3 protein-coding genes are annotated in these 16,514 nt (G+C 73.9%); all 3 read right to left on the reverse strand.

The features are described 5' to 3' along the window. Positions 1-70: 70 nt before the first annotated feature. The 3 genes from IE325_RS08215 to IE325_RS08225 are packed head-to-tail and all read right to left on the reverse strand — an operon-like array spanning position 71 to position 16,511. Positions 71-7,273 carry a hybrid non-ribosomal peptide synthetase/type I polyketide synthase gene (locus IE325_RS08215; protein ID WP_190069047.1) on the reverse strand — a complete coding sequence of 2,401 codons (7,203 nt, stop codon included), beginning with the start codon at positions 7,271-7,273 and terminating at the stop codon, positions 71-73. Beyond that, the gene (locus tag IE325_RS08220; RefSeq protein ID WP_190069048.1) at positions 7,270-12,867 is read right to left on the reverse strand and encodes a non-ribosomal peptide synthetase; all 5,598 of its coding nucleotides are present in this window, start codon (positions 12,865-12,867) and stop codon (positions 7,270-7,272) included. Before IE325_RS08220 ends, IE325_RS08215 begins: the two co-directional genes overlap by 4 nt. Beyond that, complete coding sequence (locus tag IE325_RS08225) at positions 12,864-16,511, reverse strand: ATP-binding cassette domain-containing protein (protein ID WP_190069049.1); 3,648 nt, start codon at positions 16,509-16,511, stop codon at positions 12,864-12,866. The genes IE325_RS08220 and IE325_RS08225 overlap by 4 nt, the downstream gene beginning before the upstream one ends. Between the last annotated feature and the right edge of the window lie 3 nt (positions 16,512-16,514).

Consider the following 16,514-nt stretch of genomic DNA (forward strand, 5'->3'; position numbering starts at 1 on the left):
AGGGGCTGGATGACAGGCGGAGGGAGTGGGTGGGGTGGGACGCGGGCCGCGCGCCACTGCCCCCGGGGGCTCAGGTCGAGAGCATGGCCTCGGCCTCCTCCTCCGACATGTCCTCCAGCTCGGCGAGGATCTGGTCCTCGACGACCGCGGCGACGTCCCGCAGGGTCGGGCTGTCGAACAGGGCGCGGATCGGGACCTCGACGTCGAGTTCCTTGCGCAGCCGGATCACCGAGCGCATCGCGAGGAGCGAATCGCCGCCCAGGGCGAAGAAGTTGTCGTGCAGCCCGACGCGTTCGACGCCCAGCATGCTCGCCCAGACGTCCGCCACGGTCTGCTCGATCGGGGTGCCCGGTGCCTCGTGCCGGGGCGCGTCGTCGTCGCTGAGGTCCTCGGGGACGACGAGTGCCCGCCGGTCGACCTTCCCGTTCGCGGTGAGCGGCAGGGAGTCGAGTTCGAGGTAGATGCCGGGCACCATGTACGCGGGCAGCTTGGCGCCGAGGAACTCGATGACGTCCTCGGGCACCTTCCCGCCCTCCTGCGGGACGACGAACGCGATCAGCCGCTTCGCCCCGCGGGGCTCCCCCTGGACGACGACCACCGCGGCCCGCACACCCGGGTGCTGCATCAGCGCGGCCTCGATCTCGCCGAGCTCGATGCGATAGCCCTGCACCTTGACCTGGAAGTCCTCCCGGCCGAGGAACTCGATCTCCCCGCCGGGCAGGAAGCGCCCGAGGTCACCGGTGCGGTAGAGCCGCTGCCCGGTCTCCGGGTGGACGATGAAGCTCGCGTTCGTCTTCGTCTCGTCCCGCAGATAGCCGCAGGCCAGCCCGATCCCGCCGATGTACAGCTGGCCCGGCACGTTCGTGGGCCGGGGCCGCAGCGCCTCATCCAGCACATGGAAGGTCTGGTTACGCATCGGCCTGCCGTACGGGATGCTCGCCCAGTCCTCGGGGACCTCGCCGATCGGGTACAGGATCGACCAGATCGACGCCTCGGTCGCCCCGCCGAGGCTGATGACCTCGGGGGAACCCAGGGTGCGGCGGATGCGGTCGGGGAGGGTGACCGGGATCCAGTCGCCGCTGAGCATGACGGTGCGCAGCGGGCTGCCGGTGATCTCCTTCACGCTCATGTGCTCGACGAACAGCTCCATCAGCGCGGGCACCGAGTTCCACAGCGTGACCTCGGCCTTGTTCACGAGTTCGAGCCAGGCCGCCGGGTCGCGGTGCGCGCCGGCGTCCGGGACGACGAGCGCGCCGCCGACGGCTAGCGGGCCGAACACGTCGTAGACCGACAGGTCGAAGCTGAGCGAGGACAGCGCCAGGACCCGGTCGTCGGCGCCCACGGAGAACCGCTCGTTGATGTCGACGACGGTGTTGAGGGCGCCCCGGTGGTCGATCATGACGCCCTTGGGCAGCCCGGTGGAGCCCGAGGTGAAGATGACGTAGGCAAGGTCCCGGGGCGTGGTGGCGGTCGCGGGCAGGGGCAGGGCCGTGGCGTCGGGGTCGTAGGGCAGCTCGTCCACGTGGAGCAAGGTGCTCACTCCGGCGAACCTGTTCTCGCCCGCGGCGGCCACGCGTGCCTGGGTGAGGACGGCGCGTGCCCGGCCGTGGTCGAGGAGGAAACGGATCCGCTCGTCGGGCAGTTCGGGGTCGATCGGCAGATACGCGGCGCCCGCGGCCAGGATGCCGAGGACGGCGGCGGACTGCTCCCAGCCCTTCTCCATGACGACGGCGACCAGGTCGTTCGGGCCCACGGCGGGCTCGGTGAGGCGGGCGGCGATGTCCTGGGCGCGGGCGGCGAGTTCGCCGTAGCTCAGGACGCGCTGCGGCGTGATGACGGCGGTCCGGTCGGGGGTGCGGGCGGCCTGTGCGAAGAACGGCTCGTGCAGCAGCCCGGACGGCACGGGCCCCTCGGTGCGGTTGTACTCCGCCTGCGCGGCCAGTTCGGCCCCAGGCACGAGCAGCGGCGCGGGTCGGCTCCAGCCGGCCTCGTCCTCGGCGAGCGTGCGCAGCAGACGCAGCGTCGCCTCGTGGATCGCGGCCACCATGCCCTCGGGGAACAGCTCCTCGACGGCGTCGATGTCCAGCACCAGGGCGCCGTCCGACTCGTACACCTGGGCGTCGATCCAGACCTGCGGGGTCTGCGAGATGCTGTACGCGACCTCGCCGAGCTGGCCCTCCTCGGTGTCGTTGGCCAGCAGGCTGGTGAACACCGCGGGCATGGCCGCCGCCGACTCGCCGCGCACCTTCTTCATCTCGCGCAGCACCCGCACACCGCTGAACAGCCGGTGGTCGAGGTCGGTCACCAGCCGGTCGCGCACGGCCGCCGCGCGCTCCGCGAACGGGACCGGGGCCGTGGTGTCCAGCTCCAGCAGCGTCAGGGAGGTGAAGTCGCCGATGATCGCGTCGACCTCGGGGTGCAGCGGGAGCCGGTTGGCCAGCGGCAGGTTGAGGGTGAAGCGGCGGTTCTTCGACCAGGTGCCCAGGGCTTCGCCGTACGCCGCGAGCAGCAGGGCCGTCGGGGTGATGCCGCGCTCGGAGGCGGCCGACTTCACCGCCGCCCACTGCTCGCGGGGCAGTTCACCGGCGGTGCGGGCGAAGCGCGGGACGTCGACGGTGCGCGGGTCGCGGGCGAGCGGGAGGTCGGGGGCGAGGGCCAGGTCCGGTATGCGCTCCTGCCAGTAGCGCTCGGCGCGGCGGAAGCGGTCGGTGGTCTCCAGGCTCTGCTCGGCCAGTACGTAGTCACGGAAGGAGAGTTCGAGTTCGGGCAGTTCGGCGCCCGGGTCGGCGTACAGATGGGCCAGCTCTCGCATCAGCAGGTTGTAGGCCCAGGCGTCGGTGAGCAGTCCGTCCACGCTCAGGTGCAGCCGGCCGACGTCGCCGGGCATGACGGTGGCGCGCAGTTCGAACAGGGGCCATTGCTCGGGCGTGAAGACCTGGTGCGACATGGCCTCGCGGGTCGCTTCGAGCGCGGCGCGCGCGGCGTCCTCGGGCAGTTCGCGCAGGTCCCCGGTCTCGATGACGTAGTCGGGGACCTCGGCGAGGATCTCCTGCTCCCCGTGCTGGTGGACGACGGCCCGGAGCATTCCGTGCCGCTGGATCAGCCTGCGGAAGGCCCGCTGCATCCGGGGCAGGTCCAGGCCGGCGACGTCGAACTCCTCGTAGGCGTGCATGCCGACGTTGCCGAGTTCGAAGACCCCGGTGCGGCCCACCAGGTACGCCTGCTGGACGTCGGTCAGCGGGAAGGGCTCGTGGGCGTGGTCCGGGTCGGGGACGACGACGGGCAGCGCCTCGGCGGCGGTGTCGTCGGTGCGGGACGCGCGGACGGCGGCGGCGATGCCGCGGACGGTCGGGTCGGCGACGAAGGTGCGCAGGGGCAGTTCGACGCCGCAGGCCCGTCGGATCCGGGTGACGACCTGGGCGGCGAGCAGGGAGTGGCCGCCGAGCTGGAAGAAGTTGGCGGTGGCCTCGACGCCCGGGATGCCGAGGAGGTCGGAGAGGACGGCGGCGACCTGGCGCTCGGTGTCGTCGGCGTAGCGCGGCTCCCCGTCGGCGGCCTCGGGGACCCCTGCCTCGGCCTCGGGCTCCTCGCTCAGGGTGACCACGGCATGGCAGTCACCGGACGCGGAGCCCACGACGCGGACCGCGGCGGCCTCGACGGCGGCGGACCCGGCGTCCGGCCAGGCGAAGGTCGTCCAGGGCGTGCCGGACTCCCGGGCGAGCAGGGCGGCCTGGGCCTCCAGGGCGGACACGGTCGGCGCGTCGCCGATGATGTGCGCCTCGCAGCCGCGCACGGCGCCGGCGGGCGCGCCCTCGACGAGCGCCGCGGCCTCGGCCAGCGTGGCGAGCGCCCCGTCCTGCGGGACGGTGCCGTCGAGCACCACCAGCACGGTGGCCGAGCCGCCGGGCGAGCGGGTGACGGTGGCCCCGGCCCGGGTCAGCGCCCGGTGGAACGCCTCGCCGTGCGCCTCGTCGCCGAGGACGGTGTAGTGGGCGTCGCGGTGCCGGTCGGTGCCGGTGGCCGGGTGCAGGGGGTGCAGCTCGGGTACGAAGCGGTGGGTGCCGCGCAGGGCGACCACGGGCTCGCGTCCCGGGCCGGTGACTTCGGAGTGCAGCGCGGTGGTGAGCCGTCGCAGGGCGCGGGGTGTGGTCGGCGGGGTGATGTCGAGCAGGTTCCGCGTACCCGGTCGCCCGGCTGTCGCCCAGGCCGTCGACGCCGCCTTGGCCGGGGCGAGTTCCTCCTCGCCGGTGACGTCGAGGGCGCCGGAGGCGACGGCGACCACGCGGGTGCCCCGCTCGGCGAGCTCCTCGCACAGGGCGTCCAGCGTGCCCAGGGCCTCGGTGCCGCCGTCCAGGAGCCCGCCGTGGACCACGCCCGCGAGGTGTTCCTCCCCGGCGAGGAGACGGGTGCGGTCGTCCGGGGTGGCCAGGGCGGCGGCCGGTACCGCCGTCACCTCCCGGTTCCCGGCGCGCAGTTGCTCCACCAGGCCGTTCAGCACTCCGCACGGCCCGTCCGTGACGACTAGCCAGCTTCCGCTGACAGGGCTCGGGGCCACGGGGGCGGACCGGCGGAAGCCGCGCACTCTCAGCCCGTCCGGCGAGACGGTGCGCGCCGGGGTGTCGCCGTGCGGGGCGTCGACCCAGTGGCGGCCGTGCTCGAAGGGGTACGTCGGCAGCACGGTGCGGCGCGCGGGGGTGTCGCCGGGCAGCGTCGGCCAGTCGATGGCGACGCCCTGGCACCACAGTTCGCCCGCTGCGGCCAGCATCTCGCGCCGCGCGTCCCCGTCCTCGGCGGCCGTGGGCAGGGAGGCGACGGCGCCGCGGCCCTCGGTGGCGGCACGGGCGAGACCGGTGAGGACCTGGCCCGGGCCGATCTCCAGCAGAACGGCGTCGCATTCGCGGACGGTGCGCAGACAGTCGTCGAAGCGGACGGCGGACAGCAGCTGACGGGCCCAGTACCGGGGGCTGGTGGCCTGCCTGTCGGTGAGCCAGGTGCCGGTCACGTTCGACGCGACGGGGACGGCCGGAGGTGCGAGCCGGACACCGGCGACGGCGGCCTCGAAGGCGGTGGCCGCGGCGTCCATCATCGTGGAGTGGAAGGCGTGCGAGGTCCGCAGCCGCTTCACCGTGACCTCGCGCTCGGCGAGCAGCGCCTCGAAGGCCTCGATCGCGGCGGCCGGTCCCGAAACCACGCACTCGCGCGGCCCGTTGACGGCCGCCAGCGCCAGCTCACCGGTGAGCAGCGCCACGATCTCCGCCTCCGGCAGCGGCACGGCCGCCATCGCGCCCGGCGCCGCCTCCTGCATCAGCCGGCCGCGCTCGGCGACCAGCCGCAGGGCGTCCCGCGGTGCCATCACGCCCGCGAGGCAGGCGGCGACCAGCTCACCGAGGCTGTGCCCCAGCATGGCCGTGGGCTTCACACCCCAGGACATCCACAGCTTGGCCAGGGCGAACTCGACGACGAACAGGGCGGGTTGGGCGTACCGGGTGCTGCTGATGGCCGTGAGCGCGGCGTCGCGCCGGTCTTCGGCCGGGTACAGCAGCTCGCGGATGTCCCGGCCGAGGAACGGCAGCAGGATCTCGGCGGCGTGGTCGACCTCCGCGCGGAACACCGGCTCGTGCTCGTACAGGGCGCGGCCCATGCCGATGCGCTGGGTGCCCTGCCCGGAGAACGCGAAGACGGTCGACCGGTCGGTTTCGGTGACGCGCGTGCCGGGCCCCGGCAGCAGGGCGGACGCGGCCTCCTCGGTGTCCCCGGTCACGACGAAGCGGCGGTACGGCAGCGCCCGGCGCCCGCTCTGCAGGGTGTGCGCGACCTCGTCGAGCCGTTCGTCTGGATGGGCCCGCAGATGGGCGGCGAGGTTCGCGGCGACGGTGTCCAGGGCGGTCGGGGTCGCCGCCGACAGCGGCAGCAGCCGCGGCCCGCTCCCGCCGGTGGCCGCGGGTCGCTTCGGCGCCTCCTCCAGCACGACGTGGGCGTTGGTGCCGCCGATGCCGAAGGAGCTGACGCCGGCCCGCAGCGTCTCCCCCCGCCAGGGCGTCAGTTCGGCGTTGACGTGGAACGGGCCCTCGTCCAGGCCGAGTCGGGGAGAGGGAGCGGTGTGGTGCAGGGTCGGCGGGAGTTCGCGGGCCTTCAGCGCGAGCACCGTCTTGATCAGACCGACCACGCCGGCCGCGGTGTCCAGGTGGCCGATGTTGGTCTTCACCGAGCCCAGGGCGCAGCGGTCGCCCGCGCCGGTCCCGGCGAACGCGCTGTTGAGGGCGGTCACCTCGATGGGGTCGCCGAGGGGGGTGCCGGTGCCGTGGGCCTCGACGTAGGAGACCGTCGCCGGGTCGGTCCCGGACACGTCCAGCGCCTCGGTGATGACATCGGCCTGTCCGTCGACGCTCGGGGCGGTGAAGCCGACCTTGCGGGCACCGTCGTTGTTGATCGCCGACCCGCGGATCACCGCGTGGATCACATCGCCGTCGGCGAGCGCGTCCTCCAGGCGCTTGAGCACGACCACGCCGGCGCCGCTGGCCGGCACCGCGCCCGAGGCCCCCACGTCGAAGGCCCGGCAGTGCCCGTCGGGCGAGACGACGCCGCCCTCCTCGTACCGGTAGCCCCGGTCCTGGTCGGCGACGACGGTCGCACCGCCGGCCAGCGCGACATCGCACTCCCCGCCGGCGAGGGCCTGGCAGGCCATGTGGACGGCGACCAGCGAGGTCGAGCAGCCGGTCTGCACACTGACGCTGGGGCCGCGCAGGTTCAGCTTGTACGACACCCGGGTCGGCATGAAGTCCTTGTCGTTGCCGAGCGAGGTCTGGAACGCGCCGATCCGCTCCACCAGGCCGTCCTGGGCGAGCAGGTTGCGCAGCAGATAGGAGCTCTCCCCCACCCCGGCGTACACGCCGGTCACCGTGTCGTCCCCGTCGCCCGGACAGCCGGCGTGCTCCAGCGCCTCCCACGCGCACTCCAGGAAGACGCGGTGCTGCGGGTCGAGGAGCTGTGCCTCGCGGGGCGAGAAGCCGAAGAAGGCGGCGTCGAAGCCGGCGATGTCGTCCAGCGCGCCGAACGCCTTGACGAGGCCGGGCCGGTCCAGTTCCCCGGGGGTGAGCCCGGCGGCGAGGAGTTCCTCGTCGGTGAAGGTCCGGATGGACTCCACGCCGTCGCGCAGATTGCGCCAGAAGTCGTCCAGGGTGCGGGCCCCGGGGACCCGCAGGGACATCCCGACGACGGCCACGGCGCCCGCGGGCAGCCCGTCGTCGGCGAACTCGGTGTTCTCGGTGGTCACTGTGTCTCTCCTGCCTCTCGAATGTCTCCGGTCCGCCGGCGCGGCACGCGCGCGCCCTGGTGCCGTCTGCGCGCCTCGGCCCTGCGGTGCCCCCGGGCCCCGCCGGGGCCGCCGGGCTCCTCGCCGCCGGCCAGATGCCGGGCGAGGGTGCGCACGGTCGGGTGGCGGAACAGCTCCACGACCGGCACCTGGCGGCCGAGCGACTCGGCCAGCCGGGACTGCACGCGCACGATCAGCAGCGAGTGGCCGCCGATCTCGAAGAAGTTGTCGTCGGCGCCCACGTGGTCCGTGGCGAGCACCTCGCGCCACACCGCGGCGACCAGCCGCTCGGTCTCGCCCGCGAAGGCGCCGCGCACGGCCTCGGGGGCCGGGGCGGCGGGAGCCGGAAGGGCCCGCCGGTCGGTCTTCCCGCGTTCGCCGCGCGGCAGTTGGTCGAGTACGACGATCGCGGTCGGGACCATGTACGGCGGCACCCGGTCGGCCAGATGGGCCCGCAGCTCCTCGGTGGGCACGGGTTCGGCGAGGGCCGCGTAGCCGACGAGCGCCGGCTGTCCGGGGGTGTCCTCGCGCAGCAGCACCGCCGCGTCGCGCACCCGGGGATGCGCGGCGAGCGCGGCCTCGATCTCGCCGAGTTCGATGCGGAAGCCGCGCAGCTTGACCTGGTCGTCGTCCCGGCCGAGGAACTCCAGCACCCCGTCCGGGGTGCGTCGGGCCCGGTCCCCGGTGGCGTACATGCGCTCCCCCGGCCCGCCCCAGGGGTCGGGCAGGAAGCGGGCGGCGGTGCGGGCCGGGTCGCCGACGTAGCCCTGTGAGACGCCGGGCCCCGCGAGGTACAGCTCGCCGGGGACTCCGGGCGGCACGGGCATGAGGGCCGCGTCCAGGACATGGGCGCGGACGCCGGGCAGCGGGCGGCCGATCGGCACGGTGCCGCCGGGTTCGGCGTCGGCGGGCTCGTGGACGGTGGCCGTGATGGTCGTCTCGGTCGGGCCGTAGGCGTTCAGCCAGCGGATGCCGGGAGGCACCGCGGCCCGCCAGACGGCGAGCTTGCCTGCGTCGACCCGCTCGCTGCCGACGACGACCAGCCGCAGCGCCGGGCACCCGGACGCCGGGTGACGGTCCAGCACGGACACCCACTCGTGCCAGTACGACGCCGGCAGGTTGAGCACCGACAGCCGCTCGCGCCGGGCCAGCGCCATCAGTTCGCCGATCCCCGGCACCGGTCCGGCGGGGGGCAGGACGACACAGCCGCCGCGCACCAGGGTGGCGAACAGCTCCTCGGCCGCCACGTCGAAGGTGAGCGACGCGAACTGCAGGACCCGGTCGTCACCGCCGAGTTCGTACCGGTCGGCGACCGCGCCGAGGGTGTGCACCAGATTGGCGTGGCTGACCCGGACGCCCTTGGGCCGGCCCGTCGTACCGGAGGTGTAGAGGATGTACGCGGGGGCGGCGGGATGCACCTCGTACGGCTCCCCGGCCGCCGCGGACGGAGCCTCGAAGGCGTCCTCGACCGCGGCGAAGGGCACCTCGCCGCAGGGCGGCACGGGCGTCGTGCGCGAGCCGAGGACCAGGACGGCGCCCGCGTCGGCGAGGACGTGCGTGAACCGTTCGCGTGGAGCACGCGCGTCCATCGGGACGTAGGCCGCGCCCGCCTTCAGGATGCCGAGCAGCGCGGCCGGCCAGGCCAGGGAGCGCTCCATGGCGACGACGACGGTGTCGCCGGGCCGCACGCCCCGCGCCCCGAGCTGCCGGCACACGGCGTCGGAGCGTGCCTCCAACTCGGCGTAGTTCAGGGTCAGTTCGCCCTGTCTGAGCGCGGCTGCCTCCGGCCGGCGTGCGGCGGCGGCAGCGACCCATCCGTGCAGGGTGGCCGCCTCCGGGGCCGCGGCGGCCGCCGGGCGGCCGAGTTCGTGGGCGTCGAGCATCGGCAGCGCCGACACCCGCGAGCCGGGGTCGGCCAGGGCGGACTCCAGCAGGCGCAGATAGTGCCGCGTCATCCGCTCGACGGTGGTCCGGTCGAACAGGTCGACGTCGTACTCCACATGGCCGCGCAGCTCCCCGGAGGCCAGGGGCGTCTCGTCCCAGGCGACGGTGAGGTCGAACTTGGCGATGCCCGCGGGGGTCTCCCGCACCGTCACCGACAGATCCGGCCAGCCGCTCGCGGTCTCCGGGATGTTCTGCTGGGAGAGCATGACCTGGAACAGCGGTGACCGGCCGGGATCGCGGGGCGGCCGCAGGGCCTCCACGATCTGCTCGAAGGGCACGTCCTGGTGCTCCTGGGCACCCAGCGTGGTCTCCCGGACCCGCTCAAGGAGTTCGGCGAAGGTCGGTTCGTCGTCCCAGCGGGTGCGCAGGACGAGGGTGTTGACGAAGAAGCCGATGAGCTCCTCCAGCTCGGGGTGGGTGCGCCCGGAGACCGGTGAGCCGACGCTGACGTCCTTGACGCCCGCGTACCGGCCGAGCAGCAGCTGGAAGGCCGCGAGCAGCATCATGAACGGGGTCACGCCATGGGCGCGGCTCACCTCGGCGAGCCGCTCGGCGAGCGGCGCGGGCAGGCTCAGCGGCAGCACCTCGCCCATGTACCGGGGCGCGGCGGGCCGGGGCCGGTCCGTCGGCAGGTCCAGGGCGGGCGGCGCCCCGTGGAGGCGCTCCCTCCAGTAGGCGAGCTGCTTCTCGCGGGCCCCGCCGTCGAGGAACCGGCGCTGCCACTCGGCGTGGTCGGCGTACTCGACGGTGAGCGGCGGCAGCGGTGCGCCGTCGCCGCCCGCGGCGTACAGGGCGCCCAGGTCCCGCAACAGGACGCCCACGGACCAGCCGTCGGAGGCGGCGTGATGCAGGGTCAGCAGCAGCTCGGAGTGGTCGTCGGCCAGCCGGAGCAGCCGGGCCCGCAGCAGCGGCCCCCGTTCGAGGTCGAACGCCCGCCGTGCCTCGCGCTCGGCGGCCTCGGCGACGGCGTGTTCACGCCCGGTGAGGTCCTCGATGTCGAGACGTACGTCCACGTCCGCGTCGATCACCTGCCGCGGCTCCCCGCCGCCGTCCGCGACCAGCCGGGTGCGCAGCGGCGCGTGCCGGGCCGCCAGATTCCGTACGGCCCCGGCGAGCGCCGTCACGTCGAGGGGCCCGCGCAGGGACAGGATCAGCGGAACGTTGTAGAGCGCGCCGCCCGGGACGAGCCGGTCGAGGAACCACAGGCGCTGCTGGGCGTACGACAGCCGGTGCGGCCCCGGACCCGCCGGCACCAGCGGCGGATACGCCCGGGTGCCGGGCGCGGTGGCCAGCCGGGCCGCGAGCCGCTCGACGGTCGGCGCCTCGAACAGGTCCCGTACCCGGGCCCGTACGCCGAGTTCCGCCTCGATGCGGGACGCCGCCCGCCCGGCGAGGAGGGAGTGGCCGCCGAGGGCGAAGAAGTCGTCGTGGGCGCCGATGTCGCGGACGGCGAGCAGGTCCTCCCAGATCCGGGCGATGAGCTCCTGCCGCGGCCCGCTGGGCGCCACCCGGGCCGCGGCCTGGACGCCGTGTTCGCCCGAGGGGTCGGGCAGGGCGCGCAGGTCCACCTTGCCGCTGGGGGTGAGGGGCAGTTCGGGGAGGGTGACGTACCAGGTCGGCACCATCGGCTCGGGCAGCCGTGCGGCGAGGTGGGCCCGCAGGTCCCGGGGCCGTGCGGGCCGCCCGTCGCCGGTGACGACATAGGCCACCAGCCGCTTGGTGTCGTCGGTTCCGCGTACGGCGGCCACGGCGGCGCGCACCCCGGGGGCGGCCGTGAGGATGCTCGCGATCTCCTCCGGCTCGATACGGACGCCGCGGATCTTCACCTGTGAGTCGGCCCGGCCGAGGCACTCCAGCACACCGTCCTGGCGCCAGCGCGCCACATCTCCCGTGCGGTAGAGGCGCTCGCCCGTGCCGAAGGGGCTCGGCACGAAGCGCTCCGCCGTCAGGTCGGGCCGTCCGACGTAGCCGCGGGCCAGACCGGGACCGGCCAGATAGAGCTCGCCGGGGACGCCGATGCCGGTCTCGCGGCCGGACGCGTCGAGGACGTACATGCGGGTCTCGGCGATGGGCCGGCCGATGGGGACGCGGACCGCGTCGTGCTCGGGGTCCACCGGGTCGTGGGTGCTGGCGAAGGTGGTGCCCTCGGTGGGGCCGTAGGCGTTGACCAGGCGCAGGCCGGGTGTGGCGCGCCGTACGGCGGCCAAGCGCCGTGCGTCGGCCGGTTCGCCCCCGACGAAGAGGGTCCGCATGGACGCGAACATGTCCGGGGCGGCGTCCGCGCACTGGTGGAACAGGGCGGTGGTGAGGAACATCGCGGTCACACCGCGGGTTTCGATACGCGCCCGGAGCGATTCGGGTGCCAGGACGTCGTCCTTGGGGACCGCCACGAGCAGGGCGCCGTTCACCAGCGCCCCCCAGACCTCCAGCGACGCCGCGTCGAAGGCGATGTTCGCCGCCTGGCCCACGACGTCGTCGGCGCCGAAGCCGAGATAGGCCGCGTCGCACACGAGGCGCACGATCCCGCCATGGGTGGTCTGGACGCCCTTGGGGAGTCCGGTGGACCCCGATGTGTACAGCACACAGGCCCGTTGCTCCGGGTGCACGGCGGGCAGCGGTGTGTCCGGGGAGCCAGGCGCCAGGTCCCGCGCCCGCAGCACCGGCACCTCGCCCGCGAAGCCCACCTCGCGGTCGGCCAGCACCAGGCGGGCGCCGCTGTCCCGCAGCATGTGGGCCAGCCGTGCCTCGGGGTGCCCCAGATCGAGCGGCAGATACACGGCACCCGCTTCGAGCACCGCGAGCATCGCGACGACGAGGGACGCCGACTGCTCCATGGCCAGCCCGACGACGCTCTCCGGCTCGACGCCGCGCTCGACGAGGGCACGCGCCAACTGCTCGGCACGGTCCCGGAGTTCGGCGTAGGTCAGCGTCCCGTCGTCGAAGGAGAGCGCCGGCGCCTCGGGGGTGGCCTCGGCGCGGGCGTGGAACGCCTCCATGACGTGCTCGACACGGGCCGTGCGGCCTTCGGTCCCCCAGTCGGCGAGCAGGGCGCGCTCGGCGGGGGTGGTGTGCACGAGCCGTGAGACGGGGGCCGTGGGGGTGGTGAGCGCGGAGGTGAGCAGGGTCGTGAAGTGCTCCGCCATCCGCTCGACGGTGGCCCGGTCGAACAGCTCGGGGTCGTAGGCGAGCGTGCCGTTCAGTTCACCGGCGTCCGTCGGGGTCGCGTCCCAGGTGAGGGCCAGGTCGAATGGGCCCGCCGGCGTGCCGCTGGTGCCGCACAGGACGCGGAGCGGCCGTGTCGACGGGATCTCCTCGACGCGGCGCACCAGGGTGGCGAGGTCCGCGTCGTCGTCCCAGTGGCCGCGCAGGGCCAGTTCGCCCGAGCCGACGCAGACGTCCTTGGCGTCGGTGTAGCGGCCCAGCAGCAGCTGGAACACGGTGACGAGGGTGGTGGCCACGGGGAGTTCACGGCTGCGGCTCACCTCGGTGAGCCGCCGTACGGTCGCGGCGTCGAGCCGGATCTGGAGGGCCTCCACGGTCTGTCCCGGGTGGGCGGGACGGGCCCGGTCGGTCACGAGTTCCGGTGCCAGTGGCTCGGTGTCGTGGGTCATCGCACGCTCTCCCCCATGAGGGCGGCGGCGTGGGTCGCCGTCGCCACCTCCGTCACGCGCCCCGCGTCGAGGGCGACCACCCGGTCGGCGTCCGCCAGGGTGTCCCGGCGGTGCGCGATGGTGAGCACGGTCGTCTCGGCCAGTTCGCCGGCGAGGATGCGCTGGATACGCGCGTCGGTCTCGGCGTCGAGGTTCGAGGTCGCCTCGTCGATCAGCACGATCCGCGCCTGATGCAGCAACGCCCTTGCCAGACACAGCAGTTGGCGTTCTCCGGCACTGAGCCGGGCCCCGCCGCCGGACACAGTGTGGCCGAGCCCGTCCGGGAGCCGGCGGAGCCGTTCGGCCAGGCCGACCTTGTCCAGGACCGCCTCGACGTCGGCGTCCGGGAAGGCCCCGTAGGGGTCGAGGTTCTCGCGCAGGGTGCCCGGCAGCAGCACCGGGTCCTGGGGCACCACGGCGATCGCGGAGCGCAGGTCCGTCAGCCGCAGGGTGGCCAGGTCCACGCCGTCCACGAGGATGCGGCCCTTCTCGATGTCGACGAAGCGCAACAGCGCGGCGAAGAGGCTGGACTTGCCGCTGCCGGTGCGGCCGACGATGCCGACCTTCTCCCCGGCGGGGGCGTGGAAGGAGATGGCGTCCAGGGCGGCCGGGCCGCCGTCCTCGTAGCGCAGGGTGACGTCCTCGAAGCGAACGTCGCCGGTGCCGGGCCAGCCCTCGGGGGCGGCCTCGCCGGCCGTGGGTTCGGTGGGCAGCCGGGTGTACTCGTCGACGCGTTCGAAGCTGGCGAGCGCCAGGTCCATGGTCTGTACGGTCATCAGGCTCATGGCGAGCGTCTCGATCAGCGTGTACACGAAACTGATGCCGACACCGACGGTGCCCGCGCCGACCCCGCCCTGGACGACCAGCAGCGCGGCGAACCCGAACAGCACCGCCGCGCCGACCAGGTCGAGGCGCAGATTGAAGTAGCGGGACAGGGAGTTGACGGTGTAATCGGCGTAGTGCGCGGTGCGGACCCGCTCGCGGAAGGCGGCCTCGTAGCCCCGCACGCGTGCCGGGCGGCCCTCGATCGTGGTCACCCCGTCGACGGCCTCGGCGATCAGGGAGAGCACGGGCTCCCTGGCCTGCTTCGCCAGCCGTGACGACTCGACGGTGCTGGAGCGGGTACGGCGCTGCCAGCGTACGTAGAGCAGCAGCACCAGCGGGGTGAAGACCAGGGTGACGGGGCTGGTGACGCTGAGTGCGAGGAGCGGGATCACCATGCCCACGGCGATCTTGAGCGTGTCCATGGTGTATTCGGGCAGTTCGAGGTCGATCGTCTCGGTGTCCGCCGAGAACCGGCTGAGCACCCGCCCGGAGGGGTTCTTGTCGAAGAAGGACACGGGCGCGTGCAGCACCTTCTGCAGCATCCCCTTGTGCAGGGTCTGCCCGGCCCTGACGCCGCGGGAGAAGCCGAAGCTGAACAGGCCGCGGTCCAGCCACAGGGTGAGCAGGCCGATTCCGGCGAAGACACCGGCGTACAACAGGGTGTCCTCGCCCGCCCGTTCGGTCCACAGGCCGAGCCAGAAGGAGGTGGCGCCCAGCGCGCTCTGGCCGAGGACGGCCAGCGCGATCAGCGCCACGAGCAGCACACCGGGGGTCAGCACCCGCAGATAGCCGCGGTAGGTGTCGGCGAGCACCTTGCCACCCCGGATGGCCGGCTCGGCCTCGGCCACGGCGTCCTGGGTCTGCTCGACGTCCGGGCCGCTGTCCTCCGCGTCGGGTGTGTCGTGGGCGTGGGCGGCCTCGGTGATGGCGGGCAGCAGTTCCGGCATTCCGGCGGCCACCTCGTCGAACGGGCCCGCCGCGACCACCCGTCCCGCCTCCACCACGATGACGCGGTCGGCGCGGCGCGCGAAGTCGAGCCGGTGCGTGACGACGATCCGGGTGCGGTCGGCGAGGACGCCGGAGATCAGCTGGTCCAGGACCACGCCGGCCACCGAGTCGTCGACGGCGCTGGTCGGGTCGTCGACGAGGTAGAGGTCGGCGTCCTCGTAGGCGGCGCGGGCGAGGGCGATGCGCTGGCGCTGGCCGCCGGAGAGGTTGGTGCCGCGTTCGCCGATCACCGTGGCGTCGCCCCTCGGCATGGCGGCCAGGTCGGCCTCCAGTGCGGTGGCCCGCACCACGGCGGCGTACCGCTCGGGGTCGTGCGGCGAGAAGCAGCGGATGTTCTCGGCGACCGTGCCCTGCATGATCCAGGCCTTCTGCGGCAGGTACACCACGCTGCCGGACACGTCGGCGGTCCCGGCGACCGGCCGCATCGTCCCGGCGAGCGCGGCGAGCAGCGCGGACTTGCCGCTGCCGACGCGGCCGAGGACACACACCAGTTCACCGGGGGCGATCCGCAGATCGACCTCGCTCAGACAGGGTTCGGCCGGCTCGGAGGCCGGCCAGGCGAAGGCCGCGCCGGACAGCTCGACGCCGCCCTCGGGTGCCGTGGCGGCCGGTGCCGGAGCGGTGTCCGGTGCCGTGAGGAAGGCGGTCATCCGGCCGAGGGCGACCCGCCACTCGTTGCGCATGTCGAGGTAGCGCACCAGCTCGGGCAGCTGGGAACGCAGCACGGTGAGCACGGCGACGGCGGAGAACACATCGGCCGCGCGCAGTTCATGGCCGAGGGCCACATAGGTGATCAGGGTGATGCTGACCATCAGCACCGGTACGGCCGCGTTGACCAGGTAGAGCGTCGCGAGCCGCTTCTGCCGGCGCACCAGCAGTTCGCCCAGCACCGACCGCTCCCGGGTCACCGCCCGCTCCGCGACGTCCTCCCAGCCGTGCGCGCGCAGGGTGCGCATCGCGGCGAGGAACTCACCGACCAGGCCGATCCGTACGCCGTTGGCGTCCCGGATCCTCGGCACCAGCGCGTAGACCCGCTCGTTGGCGACGTGCGACAGGGCGAGCCCCGCGATCAGGACGGCGATCCCGACCAGACCGGCCCAGCCCAGCAGCACGCACAGGATCACGCTGGAACCGGCGATGCCGAGCGGCACGGCCCACGCCATGTGCACAAACCCGAGCCGTCCGATACGCATCGAGTCGGAGGCGACCAGGGTGATCACCTCACCGGCGGGATGGCCGGCGCGGGCCCCGCGGTCCATGCGCAGGTACTTGCGCAGCACCTGGTCGCGCAGCAGCGCGTTGACGGAGTGGGCGGACTTCCACGCCTCGGACCACTGGTGCTTGTGCGCCAGGGAGTCCACGAGGTGGAAGGCGCCCAGGCAGGCGGCGACGAGCAGCCCCTGGACCATGGCGTCGCGCCGGCCCTGCTCGAACCACTGGATCAGCTCGCGCACCAGCAGCGGCCCGAGGGTGGCGCAGGTCTGGTAGGCGAGGAAGATCAGAGCCGCGGCCCAGAAACGCCGCCGGTAGGTCCGGTACAGCGCCCCGCGCAGCCCGTCCGGCCGGTCGCTGCGCTCCGCGTAGGCCTCCTCGAAGCGCGGTGCGACGCGTTCGAGGTGGTCGTACGACGGCGGCGTCAGCGTGTCGGCCGCGGTGAGCCGGCGCTGCAACCCCGCCTTCACCAGGGGCGCCGGCCACCGGATGAAGAGGCGGGAGAGGAGTCCCGCGCCGCCCTCCTCACTGGGGCGGCCCGGGGTGTCGGTGAGTGCCACGTC

This window comes from Streptomyces lanatus (assembly GCF_014655715.1).
GTDB classification, from domain to species: domain Bacteria; phylum Actinomycetota; class Actinomycetes; order Streptomycetales; family Streptomycetaceae; genus Streptomyces; species Streptomyces lanatus.